Genomic DNA, 18,316 nt, shown 5'->3' with positions numbered 1-18,316 from the left:
TCCGCTGGATGAATGCCATGACCACGCCGTACACCACGCCCGATTACGACAACGAAGCCGCCGACTACGGGCGTGAGGCGATCCGCACCGAGTACAGGTTCTCGCACGTCACCACCGGCCGTTATCTGCCCACCCCGGGCAAGGCGCCTGCATGGCCGTTCGCCGACATCGGCAGCTGGATGATCGACGCCAATGCCAGCGCCGCGGACTGGTTGACCGAACTCAAGGACTGGCGCCGCGAGCATCTGGTGCGCATCGGCTATACCGACGTGAACTACCGCCGGCCGGAACTGCAGTGGGCGCAGCGCAATTTCGTACACGCGCAGATGATGGTCGAGGACCGCTATTTCTTCGATGTGGAAACCGCGCAGTACACCGTCGACAAGTACCTGGACGACCTGATCGAACGCTTCGGCGGGCTGGACTCGGTACTGATCTGGTACATCTATCCGAACATCGGCATCGACGACCGCAACCAGTTCGACCTGGCGCATACGCTGCCGGGCGGCCTGGAAGGCCTGACCGCCGCGGTGAAGGCTTTCCAGGCGCGCGGCGTGCGCGTGTTCCTGCCGGCCAAGCCGTGGGACCACGGCACCCGCGACCCGGGCGTGACGCACTGGGACGGCATGGCGCAGATCATCAAGGCCACCGGTGCCGATGGCATCAACGGCGACACCTTCAACGGCGTGCCGCGTGCGTTCTTCGATGCCTGCGATGCCAAGGGCAACCCGGTGGTGGTGCAGCCCGAGTCCACCATCAGCTCGGAAGAACAGCTGATCTGGAACGTGCAGAGCTGGGGCAAAAAGGCACCCGACGGCCCGGTGCCGCCGGTGTCCAAGTGGAAGTGGCTGGAGCCGCGCCACATGGTCAACTACGAGAACCGCTGGGGGCGGAACCGCAACCACGACCTGCAGTACTGCTTCTTCAACGGCATCGGCTACAACGCCTGGGAGAACATCTGGGGCATCTGGAACCAGTTCACCGCGCGCGACGGCGAAACCCTGCGCCGCATCGCCGCGATCTACCGCCAGTTCCCGCAGCTGATCGTGTCGATGGACTGGGAGCCCTACCAGGTCTGCTACCAGGGCGGCATCTTCGCCAGCCGGTTCCCGGCCGATGGCCAGTGCCTGCACACCTTCATCAACCGCAACGAATACGCGGTCAATGGCGAGCAGATCGGCCTGCCGCATGTGGACGGCACCCGTTACTACGATGTCTGGCACGGCGTGGAGCTGTCGCCGGCCGTGCGTGAGGGCGTGGCCATCATCGAACTGCCGATGGAAGCGCGCGGCTTTGGTGCGGTGCTGAGCGTGCAGCCGGGTGTCGTGGTCGACGGTCTTGATGCATTCCTGGTCGCCGCCGCCAAGCGCGCCGAACAGCCGCTCAACAGTTTCTCCGGCGCATGGAAGGCGATCCCGCAGCAGCTGCGCGAGATCCCCGCCACCACCGCGCAGACTGTCGCGCCGCAGGGCATGGTCACCATTCCGGCCGGTGAGTTCGTATTCGCGGTCGGCGGTGTCGAGATCGAAGGCTTCAACTGGGCCGGCCAGGACGTGCAGTTCCCGTGGGAGGACTGCCCGCGCCGCCATCACCGCAAGCTGATGCAGATGCAGGCGTTCCACATCGATCGCCACCCGGTCACCAACACGCAGTTCAAGGCTTTCATCGACGCCACCGGCTACCACCCGGCCGATGACATCAATTTCCTAGCCCATTGGGTGGATGGCGCACCGCGCGCCGGCTGGGACAACAAGCCGGTGATCTGGGTGTCACTGGAAGACGCGCGCGCCTACGCCGCGTGGGCCGGCAAGCGCCTGCCGCACGAATGGGAATGGCAGTACGCCGCGCAGGGCAGCGATGGCCGCAGCTACCCGTGGGGCAATGACTGGGACGCCAGCCGCGTGCCGCAGGTAAACCGCGGCCGCCGCGTGCTGGCACCGGCCGATGTCGATGCGCATCCGCAGGGCGCCAGCCCGTTCGGCGTCGAAGACCTGGTCGGCAACGTGTGGCAGTGGACCGATGAGTTCGTCGATACGCACACCCGCGCCGCGATCCTGCGCGGTGGCTCCAGCTACCAGCCGCAGACCTCGCACTGGTACTTCCCGCAGGCCTATCGCCTGGATCAGCACGGCAAGTACCTGCTGATGGCGCCGGCCAAGGACCGCAGCGGCATGCTCGGCTTCCGCTGCGTGGTGGACGCGGCATGAGTGCGCTCATCAGCAGTGGTCAGCAGCTGATCGCGCCGTCGGCGGTACAGCTGGACGGCGTGTTCGGGCAGATGCTGGCGGCCAACCGCAGCGGCCGCCTGAGCCACTTCATCGTCGATGAGCACAGCCCGTCGATCGGCATCTTCGGCCAGGCGCACAAGCAGCAGAACCAGGAAGGCGACTGGTACGGCGAGCACGCCGGCAAGTGGCTGTCTGCGACCGCGCGCGCGGTGGCTCAGGGCAACCAGCCCGAGCTGGAAGCCAACCTCCGCCGCGTCGCCGATTGGCTGATCAGCCAGCAGGACGACGATGGCTATCTCGGCAACTATGCCGCCGACCGTCGCTTCACCGTGCCGCAGCCGCCCAAGCCCGAAAGTTGGAACGGCGAACCGGCGCTGCGCACCTGGGACATCTGGACCCACAGCTACCTGATCCTCGGCTTCCTCGAAACCTGGCGTGCATTGGGCGATGACCGCTACCTGCAGGCCGCGCGGCGCATCGCCGACCTGTGCTGGCAGGCGCTGGAATCGGGCATCGACATCACCACCCTGGGCAACCACCACGGCATGTCGGCGACGGTGCTGCTGGACCCGGCCGCCGACCTGTACCTGGTCACCGGCGAGCCACGTTATCTGGCGCTGGCCGAGAAGATCCTGCAGCAGGCCAACGCCAACCCGCGCCTGGCCCTGCTCGACAAGGGCATTGCCAACGAGGACGCGGCGTTCATCGCTACCGGCAAGGCCTACCAGCTGTCATGGAATCTTGTGGGTCTGGCCAAGCTGTACAAGGCCACCGGCAAGGCCGACTACAAGCTGGCCATCGACAACCTGTGGAACAACATCCGCAACCAGCACCTGACCCTGGGCGGCGGCCCGTGGGGCGGCGTGGCGCATCGCTCGCGCGAAGTGTTCAACGCACCGCGCACCTTCTTCCCGCAGGCCTACGTGGAAACCTGCTCGGTACTGGCATGGATGCAGCTCAACCGCGAACTGCTGGCCATCACCGGCCACGCGCGCTACGCCGACGAGCTGGAACGCACCGCCTACAACGACCTGCTGGCGGCGATGGCACCCAATGGCGAGGACTGGTGCTACTACACCTTCCCCAACGGCAAGCGCGTGCACACGACTTACTGGCGTTGCTGCAAGTCCTCCGGCGCGATGGCGGTGGAGGAACTGCCGCAGATCGCCTACGGCACCGCCGCCGACGGCGGCCTGCGGGTGAACCTGTACGGTGCAGGCCAAGCCTCCCTGCGCCACGCCGAGGCCGGCAGGGTGACGCTGCAGCAGCACACGCGCTATCCGTTCGATGGCCAGGTCACACTGCGGGTGACGCCGGATACCAGCGCCACCTTCGGCATCGGCGTGCGCATCCCGGCCTGGGCCGAGGACGCGCGCATCCAGGTCAATGGCGTCGATGTGCCGGTGCAGCCCGGCGAAGACGGCTTCGTGCAGCTGCACCGCCCGTGGCGCGCCGGCGACATCGTCAACGTGGCGCTGCCGATGCAGCCGCAGCTGCAGCGCGCGGCCAACATCAACGTGCAGGAATCGCGCGCGCCCGACGGCTCGCCGGTGGCGCAGGAAGTGCTGCGCTGGGAATACGTCGCCCTCACCCACGGCCCGCTGGTCTACGCCACCGGACTGATCGACGGCTACAAGACCGAGGAGACGCTGAAGCTGCCGGCCGGCGATTCGTCGCAGTGGCTGCGGGTCGGCGAGGACCGGGGCGAAGGCGCACCGGTGACGATGCAGCTGGAATGCCGCGCTCCGCTGGTGTTCGAGCCTTACTACCGCTGCGGCGGGCGCGGGGATGGCGCCTGGCGGTTGACCTGGCTGTCGCTGGCGCCGGTGGATTGAAGGCGCCAGCCCAGCGCCCATTCGCCGCTTTAAGTCCTCGCTGAAAATACCCGCACGATATGTTTCTTCCCGGCACCGCGGAGGAAACTGCAATCAAGGAATCGAGTGCACCCCATGTCAGGAAGCCACAGCCCCTCTCCCTTCGACATCGCCCGCCGCGACGGCGCCGCCGGACCGCTCGGCGGCGTGCGCGTGCTCGACCTGAGCGCCTACATCGCCGGCCCGTACGGCTGCACGCTGCTGGCCGACCAGGGCGCGGAAGTGATCAAGGTGGAGCCGCCGGGCGGCGACAACCTGCGCAAGTATCCGTCCACGCTGGAGGCGGAGAGCCGCGCCTTCCTCGGCGTCAACCGCTCCAAGCGCGGCGTGGTGCTGGACCTGAAGCAGTCCGACCAGCGCGCGGTGCTGATGCGGCTGGTGCGCGAGGCCGACGTGCTGGTGCACAACTTCCGCCCCGGCGTGCCGGCACGGCTGGGCATCGACTTCGACAGCCTGCAGCGGCTCAACCCGCGGTTGGTGTACTGCGCGGTCACCGGTTACGGCGAGAACGGCCCGCTGCGCGACAAGGCCGGCTACGACCAGGTGCTGCAGACCATGACCGGCATGTGCGCGATGCAGGGCAAGCCCGGCGGCGCGCCGGAGATCCTCTACGGCTCGGTGGTGGACTATTACGCCGCCGCGCTGGTGGCCGCGGGCGTGTCCTCGGCGCTGTACGAGCGCGAGCGCAGCGGCGAGGGCCAGTTCGTCGGCGTGTCGCTGCTGCGCAGCGCGCTGACCATGCAGTCGGCGCGGATGATCTGGGCCGAGGGCGAACCGGAGGCGGTGGGCCGCGACATGCGCTCGGGCGGCGTTACCGGCATCCACCCGACCGCCGACGGCTGGCTCTACATCTCGGCCAACACCCCGCATTTCTGGCAGGCGCTGTGCGAGAAGACCGGCCTGCCGGAGCTGGCCGCCGATCCGCGCTACGACAGCGTGCGCAAGCGCGCGGCGCATTCGGAGGAACTGCTGGCGCGGCTGCACGCCGCGCTGGCCGCGCGCGGCGCGCTGGAGTGGGAGGCGCTGTTCGGCGAGGACGTGCCGTGCGCGGCCGCGCGCAAGGTCGAGGACATGTTCGAGCATCCGCAGGTGCAGGCCGAGGACATGGTCGCTTCGCTGCCGCATCCGGTGCTGGGCAGCTACCGTGGCATCACCCGCCCGATCGTGTTCGGGCGCACGCCCGGCCCGCCGCCGTTCGCCGCGCCGGTGTTCGACCAGGACACCGCCACCCTTCTCGCCCGCGTCGCCGAAGACGGCGCCACGCCCTGATCCGGAACGCACAATGACCCCCTCCAGGCTCGCCCAACTGCGCGGACTGTCCGTCGTCGTCGCCGATACCGGCGATTACGAGGCCATCAAGCGCCTGCGCCCGGTCGACTGCACCACCAACCCGACGCTGGTGAAGAAGGCCCTCGACCTGCCGGTCTACGCCGGGCTGATCGAGCGCGAGCTGGCATGGGGCCGTGCGCAGGCCGGCGAGCGCGATGACGTGGCCAAGGCCGTGGTCGACCGCCTGACCATCGGCGTGGGCACGATGCTGGCCGAACTGGTGCCGGGCCGCGTTTCCACCGAAGTCGATGCCGACCAGGCCCACGACACCGAAGCGACCATCGCCAAGGCGCGCCAGTTCATCGCCATGTACGAGGCGGCCGGCGTGCCGCGCGGCAAGGTGCTGATCAAGATCGCCGCCACCTGGGCCGGCGTGGAAGCCGCGCGCGTGCTGCAGGCCGAGGGCATAGACTGCAACCTGACCCTGATCTTCAATCCGACCCAGGCGCTGGCCTGCTCGGAAGCCGGCGCATTCCTGATCTCGCCGTTCGTCGGCCGCATCCTCGACTGGTACGTGGCCAACGGCCAGACCCCGGCCAGCATCGACGAAGACCCGGGCGTGAAGTTCGTGCGCGGCGTGTATGCCGAGTTCAAGCGCCGCGGCTCGGCCACGGTGGTGATGGGCGCCTCGTTCCGCTCGACCGCGCAGATCGAGGCGCTGGCCGGCTGCGACCGCCTGACCATTTCGCCGGACCTGCTGGAGAAGCTCGACGCCGACCAGGGCGAGCTGCCGCGCAAGCTCTCGCCGCAGCCGGCCGAGGCGGTCGACGTTGCCGCGATCGACGAAGCGAAGTTCGACGCCGACATGGCCGCCGACCCGATGGCGACCGAGAAGCTGGCCACCGGCATCGATGCCTTCGCCAGAGACCTGCTCACCCTGCGGCAGAACATCGCCGCCCGACTCGCCTGAGGCCCGCCATGACCCCGATGCGTACCCCGCTCCTGTTCGCCGCCAGCCTGTGCCTGCTGGCCAGCGCCTGCGCCACACCGGCCGCGCGGCATGCGGTTCCCGAGATCCGCCCGGGCGTCGCCCGCGGCTATCTGGAGACCGAACAGCTGCCGGACAGCATCGCCCTGCTGCCGCCGCCGCCGGCGCCGGGGTCGGCCGCGTTCGCGCTGGACGAGCAGGTCAACCTGGCGCGCAACCTGCGCGGCACGCCGCGCTGGCAGCAGGCCATCGCCGATGCCAACCTGCAGTTCCCCGAGGCCGCATCGATCTTCGCCTGCGCCATCGGCACCCGCATCGACGAGGCCGCCACGCCGCGCCTGTATGGCCTGCTGCGCCGCACCCGCACCGACGCGGCGGTGGTCAGCGACGCCGCCAAGCACCGCTACAACCGCACGCGGCCGTTCATGGTCAACGGCGAATCCACCTGCACGCCGGACAAGGAAGCGGGGCTGGCGGAGAACGGCTCCTATCCGTCCGGGCACACCTCCATCGGCTGGGCATGGGCGCTGATCCTCGCCGAGCTGGCGCCGGACCGCAGCGACGCCATCCTCGCCCGCGGCCGCAGCTATGGCGAAAGCCGGCTGGTGTGCAACGTGCACTGGCACAGCGACGTGCTGTCCGGGCGCTTCATGGGCTCGGCGGTGGTCGCGCGCCTGCATGCCGACCCGCAGTTCCGCCACGACATGGACGCCGCGCGCGCGGAACTGGCGACAGCGCGCGCGCGCAATGGCGTGCCGCCGGCCGACTGCGACGCCAGCGCCGCCGCGCTGGCCCAGCCGCTGCCGACCACGGCCTACTGACACGCCACGGTTTCCGTTACCGGTTGCTCTCTCCCTTACTCCGGTATCGCCGCGACCGGGCCGCCATGGCCCGGTCGCTTTTTTTTGCCGGGCTGAAGACCGGGATCGGAGTCGCCCTCCCTTCCAGCGCATGCGCCGGCTGACGCCGTGCGGGCGATAACCCGACCCGGATTTTCGCCGTGGCGCTATGCGGAGTTCCGCATCGGTCGCCCGCGTTTCGTGCTATCGGCAGGCACCCCGCTCTCAAGACCATGGCAGAGGCGCCATTGCGTCCTTTGCTGCCGTGGCATGCGCAACGCATGCGCGGCCGACATACTTCGGGGAGGGGATATGAGGGTTACACGGAAACGCAGCATCATTGCCAGCGCCATCGTCACCGCATTGCTGCCGTCGCTGGCGACGGCGCAGGCGGCGAAAGGCGACACCACCACGTCGCTGGACAAGGTGGAAGTCACCGGTTCGCGCATCAAGCGCACCGAGATCGAGGGCATCGACCCGGTACAGGTCGTCACAGCGCAGGACCTGGAGCACCAGGGCTTCGCCAACGTCTACGACGCGCTGTCGAACCTGACGGTGAACACCGGCGTCTTCGTCGGCGAGGAAAACACCAACAACTTCAACGCCAACGCCCAGGCGCTGAACCTGCGCGGCTTCGGCCCCGGCTACACGCTGGTGCTGCTCAACGGCCGCCGCATCCCCGTGCTGCCCAAGCCTTCGGGCGGCATCAGCGGCAACGTCACCAACCTGGCAATGATCCCGACCTCGGCGGTGGACCGGGTCGAGATCCTGACCAGCGGCGCCTCGGCGATCTACGGTTCGGACGCGGTGGCCGGCGTGGTCAACGTCATCCTCAAGGACCGCATCGAGGGCACCACCGTGTCCTGGCGGCATGGCGATACCGTGCACGGCGGCGGCCGCTCCGAACGCGCCACGCTCACCACCGGTTTCGAGTTCGGCGACACCCGCATCAGCGCCGGCCTGGAATGGGACAAGCGCTGGCCGATCCGCGGCGACCAGCGCAGCTGGTTCGCCTCGCCCGACCGCTCGCCCGACCCCGACTACCGCGAACCGACCCAGGTGATGTCGTTCTGGGACCGCGACACCGGCTGGGACCTGCTCGACATCGGCAACCGCTGCGGCACGCTGGGCTACGAGGCGGTACGCCCCGGCTGGGCCGGCGAAGGCAGCGAGAACTACTGCGGCGACAACGACTTCGACAGCTACACCGTGCGCAACGGCCGCAAGCGCCTGTTCGGCTTCCTCAACCTCAGCCACCACCTCGGCGACCACGAGCTGTACGCCACCGCGCTGTCCACCCGCTCGCGCGCCGACGCCGGCCTGTACCGCTACGGTTTCGCGGTGGACTACGAAGTGGTCGAAGACATGCAGGCACCGGTACCGGACGCGAAGGCATGGCGGCACATCTACCGCACCTTCCGCAATTCCGAGTTCACCGGCAGCAACCAGTCGTTCAAGGAAGACAACGACGTCGTCATCGCCGGCATCCGCGGCACCGTGGGCGAGCTGGACTACAGCCTGAACTACAACTACGGCCGCTACCGCTACCGCGACAGCGTGGATCGCTTCAACGACCAGGCCATGCTCTCGCTGCTGTTCGGCCAGCAGGGCCGCGACTGGTCCTTCCCCTGGTCCGGCAGCCGCTGGGTGCGGGTTGGCAAGGACCGCCTCGACGGCAACCTGCTGCCCGATGGCGACCTGGATTTCTTCGGCACGCTTACCCCGGACCAGTTCCGCGACGCGATGTACACCTCGGTCGGCGACGGCCGCTCCACCTCGCAGGCCTTCACCGCCGACCTCTCCGGCTCGCTGTTCGAACTGCCGGCCGGGCCGCTGGCCTTCGCCGCCGTGGCCGAGGCCAACCGCGATACCTACCGCTTCATCACCGACCAGCCCACCGTCGATGGCGAGATCTACGGCTGGAGCGGCATCCGCGGCCAGGGCAAGCGCAACCACTACGCGCTGGGCACCGAGTTCTCGGTGCCGCTGCTGCCCGCCGGTTCCGGCTTCGGCCAGTGGGATGCGAAGCTGGCCTCGCGCTACGACTACTACGACGATGCCTCCGACGTCGGCGGTGCCTTCACCTGGCAGGCCGGCCTGAGCTGGCGGCCGTCGGACTGGCTGCTGGTGCGCGCCTCGCATGCCACCTCGTTCCGCGCCCCGGACATGCACGTGATGTTCGCCGAGCGTAGTTCGTCCTACACCAGCGGCGTGGACTACCTGGCCTGCGTGAAGGGCGAGGGACTGGCGCGCGGCGCAAGCTGGCAGGGCTGCGGCGAGAAGTACGGCACCGGTTCGATCCGCCAGTACTCCGAGGGCGATCCGGCACTGCGCGAGGAAAAGGGGTCCAGCGACACCATCGGCCTGGTCGCCCAGCTCGGCGGCAACCATTCCTTCAGCCTGGACTGGTACAGCGTCGAGTTGAACGACCAGGTCGGCGTCATCGGCGCCGACGCGGTGCTGCGCTACGCCGCCGAGTGCGCGCTGGGCTATGACGTGCAGGGCAGGGACGTGGACGCCAACTCGCCCAAGTGCCAGACCATGCTGGCGCGCGTGCAGCGCGGCGGCCGCGGCGATGGCGTGCAGTCGGTGATCACCAGCCCGTTCAACACCGGCATGTACCGCCAGGACGGCGTGGACATGACCTGGAACTCGAGCCTGCCGACCGAGCATTGGGGCCGTTTCTCGGCACGCATCGGCTACACCCACATCCTCAAGACGCTCAGCCGCTACCTGCCCGAGGACGAGGTCGAGAACATCCGCGACCGGCAGTGGAACAACGAGTTCCGCACCCGCTCCAACATGACCCTGGGCTGGGACTACAAGCGCGTATCCAGCTACGTGCACATCAACCGGCTCGGCTCCTCGCCGGTACGCTGGGCCGACGCGTACGAGCGCTTCAAGCCGTGGACCACGGTGAACCTGTCGCTGGGCTACCGCGCCACCGACGCGCTCTCCTTCAACCTGGCCGCGGTCAACGTGCTGGACAAGAAGCCCTGGCGCCACGCCTCGGAGAAGTGGTGGCCGTACGCGGACATCAGCAAGTACAACCCGGCCGGCGCCGAGTACTTCATGACGGTCGAATACAGGCTCTGAGCGTCAATCCGGGCATCACCCGGCACGACAGCCACCGTGACGCGGTCACGGTGGCTGTTTTCTTTCAGGGGGAGCATGCGCGAGACGCGGGGTTCGGACCGTGTTCCCGCTGCGGTACCGATCGGCAGGGCATGGCGCGGCAACGTGGCTCGCGCTCCGTTGCCGTATGCCTGCATGGAACCGCGCCGGCACCGCCGGCGCGGTCGCCCCGCTCAGGGCCGGGTGCCGCCCATCGCGTTGCCCCGCGTCGCACAGGACTGGGCCGCTCCACGGCAACGACGCGTGTCGCCGGTCATGTCGGCGTTGAACGCGTCGCCGTTCCCGCCGTACATCGGCACGCCCGCGCCCTGCTGCCCATAGCGCACCTGCAGCCCGATGCTGTTGCTGCGCATCGCGTTGCGGCCCTGCTCGCGGCCCAGCAGCAGCGAGAACATCCAACCGCTGTCCAGCTGCAGGTCCATCCCCGCCCCCAGCGCCAGCATGTCGTCGTTGTAGCTGCGCATGGCAAGCACGTAGTCCGTGCCCTGCGGGCGCTGCACGTAGTTCACCGACACGTCGCCGCGGTTGTCCAGCGCGCCGCGGTACTCGATGCGCCAGTGCGGGCGCCAGCTCAGCCGCTCGCCCTTGAATGCCAGGCTGCCCTCCAGCCCCACCGCCAACGCGCTGTTGTCCACCCGCTGCCGGCCATAGGCCAGGTCGTAGGCATCCAGCCCACGCTCGCGGTAGCCGTCCAGCGTGGCGCGGTGGCCGTCGTAGCGCCCGTAGCCGGTCAGGCTCAGCCCCGACGTGCTGCGGTGCTCGTAGCCGAAGGTCAGCGAGCCGAACCATTGCTGGCCGGCGCGCGTGGCATGGGCGCTGGCGTTGGCCAGTTCGCTCCAGCGGGCCAGGTCGAAGTCCAGCTGGCCGTTGGCCAGCAGGCCGTCCACGAACAGGTGCTCGCCCATGCGCCACAGGCCATACACCGCCAGCGAGCGCTGGTCGGCATCGACCTTGGACGGGGTGTCGTCGAAGTCCGTGCCCTGCCGGCCCCAGCTGCTGGCCACGCCCAGCAGCACATGCTCGCCTACCGCACGGTCCGCGCCGAGGGTGAGGCCACCGGTGTTGAAGTCGAAACCGCCACCGGCACGGCCGTTGCGCCCGGCCTTGCCAAAGGTCGCCGTGCCGGCCAGCCACAGGCCCCAGCCTTGCGGCAGGGACGGCATCGCCGCCTCGGCCACACGGCCCACCGGCAGCGTCAGCCCCGGTACGCCCTGGCTGCCGGCATAGGCCAACGCGAAATTGACGCTGCTGGCGTTGCGCCCCGAACGCACCTGCCGCAGGCGGTCGCGAATGTTGTCGCCCTGCACCTGGGCGAAGCGCACGCTGGCGTCCACCTGCGCCTGGATGCCGCCGCTGACCTGCGCGTCCAGCGTCGGGTCGGGACGTGCGTTGACCACCAGCGTCACCGCCACCGCGCCGGTGAGGTAGCTGGGGGTCGCCGCCTGGGTAGCGGTCAGCGTGGTGCTGCCTTCGCCCACCACGGTGACGGTGCGGCCATTGACCGTGGCCACCGCCGGATTGCTGCTGGTGAAGGTGAACGCGCCCGGGCTGTTGCTCTTCGGGAGCGGCAGCTCGAAATCGGCCTGGCCGTACATCTTCTGCAGATCGCCGATCCAGCTCAGTTCCGGTGCGGCCACTAGCTCCGTGGCGCTGTCCGGCTCGCCTTCGCCGGCCAGGTTGTAGGCGGCCACGGTGAACACATAGCTCACGCCCTCGGCCAGCCCCTGCACCAGGATCGGCGAGCCGCTGCCGGTGGCGGTGACCACGCCCGGCGTGCTGGCCGCACGCAGGCTCATCGTGCGCAGGGCCGGCGCCGCCGCGCCCTGCGGGGTGGCGGTGACGCGGTAACCGTCGATGCTCGCGCCACCGGTGAACGCCGGCGGCGTGAACGCCACGCTGACCTGCCCGGTACCCACCGGCGTCAGCGTCTGGATGTCCGGCACGCCCGGCGGTACCGGCTCGATCCGGAACGTGCGCGTGGCCGAGGCCGGGCGATGGGTGGCATCGCCGGCCTGCTCAACCACCAGGGTGCAGCTGCCGGCCCGTACGAAGGCCAGCTGGCCAGCGGCGGTCACCGTGCACACGTCCTGCGTGGACGAACTGAACACCAGCGGCAGTCCGGAGTCGGCGCGCGCCGACAACACCGGCACCTGGTCGAAGCGCTGCGGGCCGACCTCGTCGAAGGCCACCGTCTGCAGCACCTGCGGCACCACCGGGGCCGACGGCGCCGACGGCGCGCTGCTGCCGCCGGTCTGGCCGGACGCGGCAACGGTGAAGGTGTAGCTCACGCCATCGGTCAGCCCGCGCACCGTGATCGGCGAGCCCGTGCCGCTGGCGGTAATGCCGCCCGGCTGCGCGGTGACCGTGTAGGTGATGGTCTCGCCGGTAGCGGCGGACGGGGTGAAATGCACCGCCACCTCGCCCGAACCGACCACCGTCACCTCGCCCGGCACCGGCGACGCGGCCACCACCGCGGTCACGCTGAACGACTGCGCCCGCGAAGCCGGCAAGTGACTGGCATCGCCGTCCTGGTGCACCGTCACCGTGCAGGTACCGGCACTGGCGAAACCCAGCATGCCAGCGGCCGTGACGTTACACACAGACGGCGTGGATGCCTCGAAGCGCAGCGGCAGGCCCGAATCCACCGAGGCCACCAGCGTCGGCGTGGTGCCGAAGGCCTGTGCGCCCGGATTGGCGAAACTGATCACCTGCGTCGCCGCCGTGGTGACGGCATTGGATGCGGCCGACGCCGCACCGGTGCCCACGCCGTTGGTCGCGGTCACGGTGAAGGTGTAGCGCGTACCCGGGGTCAGCCCGTTGACCGTGATCGGCGAGCCGCTGCCACTGGCGGTGATGTTGCCCGGGTTCGAGATCACGCTGTAGCCGGTAACCACTGCGCCGCCGGTGAAGCCCGGCGCGGCGAAGCTCACCTGCACGCTGTCCGCACCGGTCATGGCCGCCGCGCCGATGACCGGCGCCGCCGGCACCACCGCCTTGACCGCAAACGTCTGGCTCACCCGCGGGGCCGGCAAGGTGCCGGCGTTGCCCGCCTGATCCGCATGAATCGTGCAATCGCCCACCGTGGCGAAGGTCAGCGCGCCATCACCGCCAACGCTGCACACGCCCGGCGTGGCAGAGCTGAAGGCCACGCTCAGGCCAGAGTCCACCGAGGCCACCAGCGTCGGCGTGGTGCCGAAGGCCTGTGCGCCCGGGTTGGCGAAGGTGATCGCCTGCGTCGCCGCCGTGGTCACCGCGTTGGAAGGTGCCGACGCCGGGCTGGTGCCTGCACCGTTGGTCGCGGTTACGGTGAAGGTGTAGCGCGTGCCCGGGGTCAGCCCGTTGACCGTGATCGGCGAGCCGCTGCCACTGGCGGTGATGTTGCCCGGGTTCGAGATCACGCTGTAGCCGGTAACCACTGCGCCGCCGGTGAAGCCCGGCGCGGCGAAGCTCACCTGCACGCTGTCCGCACCGGTCATGGCCGCCGCGCCGATGACCGGCGCCGCCGGCACCACCGCCTTGACCGCAAACGTCTGGCTCACCCGCGGGGCCGGCAAGGTGCCGGCGTTGCCCGCCTGATCCGCATGAATCGTGCAATCGCCCACCGTGGCGAAGGTCAGCGCGCCATCACCGCCAACACTGCACACGCCCGGCGTGGCAGAGCTGAAGGCCACGCTCAGGCCAGAGTCCACCGAGGCCACCAGCGTCGGCGTCGTGCCGAAGGCCTGTGCGCCCGGGTTGGCGAAGCTGATCACCTGCGTCGCCGCCGTGGTGACGGCATTGGATGCGGCCGACGCCGCACCGGTGCCCACGCCGTTGGTCGCGGTCACGGTGAAGGTGTAGCGCGTACCCGGGGTCAGTCCATTGACCGTGATCGGCGAGGTGGTGCCGGTGAACGGCCCGCCCGCTACCGCCGGGCTCGGCGTCAGGATGTAGCCCGTGACCGCCGCACCGCCATTGAACGACGGCTCGGTGAAAGCCACCGCCGCCTGGCCGACGCCAGTCAGGATGGCCGTGCCGATGCCCGGTGCGCCCGGCGCCACCGCGTTGACCGCGAACGTCCGGGAAACCCGCGGTGCCGGCTGGTGGCTGGCATCACCGGCCTGGTCGGCGTTGATGGTGCAGCCACCGGTGGTGTGGAAAGCCAGCAGGCCCGTGCTGCTGATGCTGCACACACCGGCCGTGGACGAAGTGAAGCTCACCGCCAGCCCGGATTCGGCGGTAGCGGTCAGTGTCGGCGTGGTGCCGAAGGCCTGTGCGCCCGGGTTGGCGAAAGTGATCACCTGGGTGGCCGCCGTGGTGACGGCAATGGACGCGGCCGATGGCGAGCCGGTGCCGATACTGTTGGTCGCGGTCACGGTGAAGGTGTAGCTGATGCCGGCATCCAGGCCGCTGACCGTGATCGGTGAGGTGGTGCCGGTGAACGGCCCGCCCGTCACTGCCGGGTTCGGCGTCACGCTGTAGCTGAGCGCCGGGTCGCCGCCATTGAAGGCCGGCGCGGTGAAGACCACCGACGCCGTACCGACGCCGGTCACCGTGGCGGTGCCGATGGTCGGCGCGCCCGGAGTCACCGCATTGACAGTAAAGCTGCGGGTGACCTTGGTCGCCGGGAGATAACTGCCGTTGCCGGCCTGGTCGGCGTTGATGATGCAGGTGCCGGCGGTGATGAAGGTCAGCCCGCCGCCGATGGTGGTGATCGTGCACACCTCGGGCGTGGACGAGGTGAAGGTCGGGGTCAGCCCTGAATCGGAGGTCGCGATCAGGGTGGGCGTGGTGCCGAAATTCTGCGCACCGGGATGGTTGAAGGTGATCGTCTGGATCGCGGCCGGGGTGATGCTGTTGGAAGCGCTCGACGCGGGACCGGTGCCGGCGTTGTTGTCGGCGGTTACCGTGAAGGTATAGGCCTGTCCGTTGGTCAGGCCGGTGACGACGATCGGTGACCCTGCACCATTGACCGGCGCCACGTCCACCGGGAACACGCTCACCGTGTACCCGGTGACCGAGGTGCCACCGGTGCTGGTCGGCGCGGCGAAGGCGACGCTGGCCTGGGTGTCGCCGGCCGTGGCCACGACCGAGGTCGGTGCGCCGGGGATGACGGAATGGACGATGAACGTGCGGCTGATCTGTGTCGCCGCCAGGAAAGCCGCATCGCCGGCCTGGTTGGCCAGGATCGTGCAACTGCCCACGGTCACAAAGCCCAGCACGCCTTCGGACGTTACCGTGCATACGCCGGTCGTGGACGAGGTGAAGCTCACATCCAGCCCGGAAGTAGCCGATGCGCCGCCATTGAGGATGCGCAGGTCCGGCGCGCTGCCGAAGTTCTGCGCACCTGGATTGATGAACGTGATGCTCTGCGGCGCGGCCGGGATGACCACGTTGGAAGCGGTCGACGCCGCACCGGTGCCCGCGGCGTTGGTCGCGGTCACGGTGAATGTGTAGCTCACCCCGTTGGTCAGGCCGGTGACAGTGATCGGCGAGCCCGAACCGGTGCCTATATTGCCGCCCGGACTGGCGGTCACCGTATAGCCGGTGATGGTGGCGCCCCCGGTCGACGACGGTGCGCTGAAGGTCACCGTGGCCTGCTGGTTGCCGGCCGTGGCCGTGCCGATGGTCGGCGCGCCGGGAGTGATGGCGTCGACGGTGAAGCTGCGGGTCACCGTGCCCGCCACGTTGGTGGATGCGTTGCCGCTCTGGTCGGCATTGATGGTGCAGGTGCCGGCGCTGGCGAAGGTCAGCTCACCGCCGGAGGTGACGGTACACACGCTGGTGGTGGACGAGCTGAAGCTCACCGTCAGCCCGGAATCGGAGGTGGCCCCCAGGATCGGTGTGGTGCCGTAGTTGTAGTTGGCCGGCTGGTTGAAGGTGATGGTCTGGTTGGCCTTGGGCGTGACCGGAGTGCTCGCCCCCGACGCGGCGCTGGTGCCGGTCCCGTTGGTCGCCGTCACCGTGAAGGTGTAGGCCGTGCCGTTGGTCAGGCCGGTGACCGTGATGGTGCAGGCGGCCGGCCCGGCGCAGGTGAACGGGCCGCCCGGCACGGCGGGACTTGGCGTGGCGGTATAGGTCGTGATCGCCGAGCCACCATCGCTGGCCGGTGCGGTGAACGTCACCGTGGCCTGCGCATCGCCCGCCGTGGCGGTGCCGATGGTCGGGGCACCCGGCGCGGTCGGGATGGCGACGGTGTGGGTGTTGCCGCTGCTGTAGGACGGAATGCTGTTGCCGGCATTGTCGACGATGTTGGTCGAACCATTGAGGTCGATCTTGATCGTGCCGGCGCCGGTGATCGAGGTGATATTGACGTTGACCGCGTTGCCGCTGGAGGTCGACACGCTGGCGATGGTGCCGATGGCCCCGTTGCCGACCAGGGTGAAGTCGTCGGTGGAGACGTTGTTCACCGGCTCGCTGAAGGTCACCGTGAAGGCCATCGCGGTATCGGTGCTGGCGGGGGAACCGCTGACCGCGATGCTGGTGACGCTGGGCGCCACGCCATCGATGACGATGTTCTTGTTCGCACCCAGCGAGTTGGCTGCACCCGGCGCAGGCAAGGTCAGGATGGCGTTGTTGCCGGCCGCGTCCTTGATGGTGCCGCCGTTGAGGGACAGCGAATTGGTGGCCACGTAGTCCAGGTCGGCACTGCTGTCGCCGGCCTGCACCGTGTAGTTGAACGTCAGCGTGCTGGTGCCGCTGCCGCTGGCGTAGCTGATCGTGCGGTCGGTCGCGCCGGTTTCCAGGGTCAGCTGCGGTATGCCGGTGACCGTCACCGTCTCGCTGAATTTGACCTGCAGCGAGAGGACGTCGTCGATCTTGTAGGTGCGATTGGCGTTGCTGGCCGTGACCCCGCTGACCGTGGGCGCCACGCCATCGATGACGATGTTCTTGTTCGCACCCAGCGAGTTGGCCGCGCCCGGCACAGGCAAGGTCAGGATGGCATTGTTGCCGGCCGCGTCCTTGATGGTGCCGCCACCCAGGGACAGCGCATTGGTGGCCGCGTAGTCCAGGTCGGCGCTGGTGTTGCCGGCAACCACCATATACTTGAACGTCAGCGTGCTGGTGCCGCTGCCGCTGGCGTAGCTGATCGTGCGGTCGGTCACGCCGGTTTCCAGGGTCAGCTGCGGTATGCCGGTGACCGTCACCGTCTCGCTGAAATTGACCTGGATGAAAATGACGTCGTCAACCTTGTAGGTGCCGTTGGCGGTGCTGGAGTTGACGCTGGAGACAGTGGGCGGCGTAGTGTCCGACGCCGTGCAGGTGAGGGTGATGTCGATGGTCTGGCCATCGTCCAGATACTGGAAGGTGTTGTAATCGATCGGGGCTGTCACGCAGCCCGTCTCTTGATGTGCCGTAACGGAATCCGAATAGCCCACCGAGAACCAGCCCGGTGTCGTCCCCAGATCGACCGCGTAGTTGGTCACGTTGCCGTTGAATGTAGGCCAGGCAACGCCTATGGCGTTGTTCTGGTCCCCGTTGGCGGGGCTGCGCCGGAAAGCCAGCATGCCCGGGTTCGTATGTCCCAGCGCCAGGTACTCGGCATGCGTCTGGTAGGTCACCCGCGCCGTGATTGCCGCATGGGCCGGCGCAGCCAGTGCCAGCAGTGCCAACGTGGCGAAGCCGCTTTTCAGGCGTGACAGGAAACCGCCTTTGCGGAAAAGGCCACCTGAAATGATGATCGACATGCGTTTCCCCTGTGCAGCACGAGCCAAGGGACGGCCCGCCCACCGGCAGCCCCCCCACGAATGAATCCTTCAAATCCCCTACCGCAGAAAGCAGCCGGATCCGATCACGCCCCGTCTCTCCCGGTCTGGCGGATCTTCGGCAACCCTTACGCCCGCTCTCGCAGGCGTGACGAATTTAACAATCCGTGGCGGGTTCCCGGAAGCGGAATCGGGCGCGGGGGAGCTTCGGGATTCCGGGGAAGGCGACGAACTTGCGGCCGGGCGTCGCGCGGGCGACTGGGGGTGACCGGGTCCTAGAGAGCCCGCCTTCCGGGGT

The 18,316-nt window shown here is 68.8% G+C and carries 7 protein-coding genes; 6 read left to right on the top strand and 1 reads right to left on the bottom strand.

Going from position 1 to position 18,316, the window contains the following annotated elements:
* Positions 1 to 17: 17 nt before the first annotated feature.
* The 6 genes from ABB22_RS01015 (at position 18) to ABB22_RS00990 (ending at position 10,294) form a co-directional block, all read left to right on the top strand.
* Positions 18 to 2,207, top strand: coding sequence for a formylglycine-generating enzyme family protein (locus ABB22_RS01015; RefSeq protein WP_057505020.1), 2,190 nt, complete (start codon positions 18 to 20; stop codon positions 2,205 to 2,207).
* Positions 2,204 to 4,063, top strand: a complete 1,860-nt coding sequence (locus tag ABB22_RS01010; protein ID WP_057505000.1) for a glycoside hydrolase family 127 protein — start codon at positions 2,204 to 2,206, stop codon at positions 4,061 to 4,063. Before ABB22_RS01015 ends, ABB22_RS01010 begins: the two co-directional genes overlap by 4 nt.
* 114 nt (positions 4,064 to 4,177) lie before the next feature.
* On the top strand, positions 4,178 to 5,371 hold the full coding sequence (locus tag ABB22_RS01005; protein ID WP_057504999.1) for a CaiB/BaiF CoA transferase family protein: 1,194 nt from the start codon (positions 4,178 to 4,180) through the stop codon (positions 5,369 to 5,371).
* Between the two features lie 13 nt (positions 5,372 to 5,384).
* Positions 5,385 to 6,341, top strand: a complete 957-nt coding sequence (locus ABB22_RS01000) for a transaldolase (protein WP_057504998.1) — start codon at positions 5,385 to 5,387, stop codon at positions 6,339 to 6,341.
* Between the two features lie 8 nt (positions 6,342 to 6,349).
* Positions 6,350 to 7,180 carry an acid phosphatase gene (locus ABB22_RS00995; protein ID WP_211264509.1) on the top strand — a complete coding sequence of 277 codons (831 nt, stop codon included), beginning with the start codon at positions 6,350 to 6,352 and terminating at the stop codon, positions 7,178 to 7,180.
* 330 nt (positions 7,181 to 7,510) lie between these two features.
* Positions 7,511 to 10,294, top strand: a complete 2,784-nt coding sequence (locus ABB22_RS00990) for a TonB-dependent receptor plug domain-containing protein (RefSeq protein WP_161809333.1) — start codon at positions 7,511 to 7,513, stop codon at positions 10,292 to 10,294.
* Positions 10,295 to 10,506: 212 nt separating this feature from the next.
* On the opposite strand, the gene ABB22_RS00985 is transcribed toward ABB22_RS00990, so the two are convergent.
* Positions 10,507 to 18,000 (bottom strand): fibronectin type III domain-containing protein, encoded by a 7,494-nt coding sequence (locus tag ABB22_RS00985; RefSeq protein WP_057504996.1) that lies wholly within the window; start codon positions 17,998 to 18,000, stop codon positions 10,507 to 10,509.
* Positions 18,001 to 18,316: the final 316 nt, after the last annotated feature.

The sequence above is a fragment of the Stenotrophomonas nitritireducens genome (assembly GCF_001431425.1).
Classification (GTDB): Bacteria; Pseudomonadota; Gammaproteobacteria; order Xanthomonadales; family Xanthomonadaceae; genus Stenotrophomonas; species Stenotrophomonas nitritireducens.
This window is presented reverse-complemented; position numbering and strand designations above follow the sequence as displayed.

Bases quoted from the DNA above. Each gene is read 5' to 3' on its own strand.
- ABB22_RS01015 (WP_057505020.1), top strand. From the start codon at position 18: ATGACCACGCCGTACACCACGCCCGATTACGACAACGAAGCCGCCGAC.
- ABB22_RS01010 (WP_057505000.1), top strand. From the start codon at position 2,204: ATGAGTGCGCTCATCAGCAGTGGTCAGCAGCTGATCGCGCCGTCGGCG.
- ABB22_RS01005 (WP_057504999.1), top strand. From the start codon at position 4,178: ATGTCAGGAAGCCACAGCCCCTCTCCCTTCGACATCGCCCGCCGCGAC.
- ABB22_RS01000 (WP_057504998.1), top strand. From the start codon at position 5,385: ATGACCCCCTCCAGGCTCGCCCAACTGCGCGGACTGTCCGTCGTCGTC.
- ABB22_RS00995 (WP_211264509.1), top strand. From the start codon at position 6,350: ATGACCCCGATGCGTACCCCGCTCCTGTTCGCCGCCAGCCTGTGCCTG.
- ABB22_RS00990 (WP_161809333.1), top strand. From the start codon at position 7,511: ATGAGGGTTACACGGAAACGCAGCATCATTGCCAGCGCCATCGTCACC.
- ABB22_RS00985 (WP_057504996.1), bottom strand. From the start codon at position 18,000: ATGTCGATCATCATTTCAGGTGGCCTTTTCCGCAAAGGCGGTTTCCTG.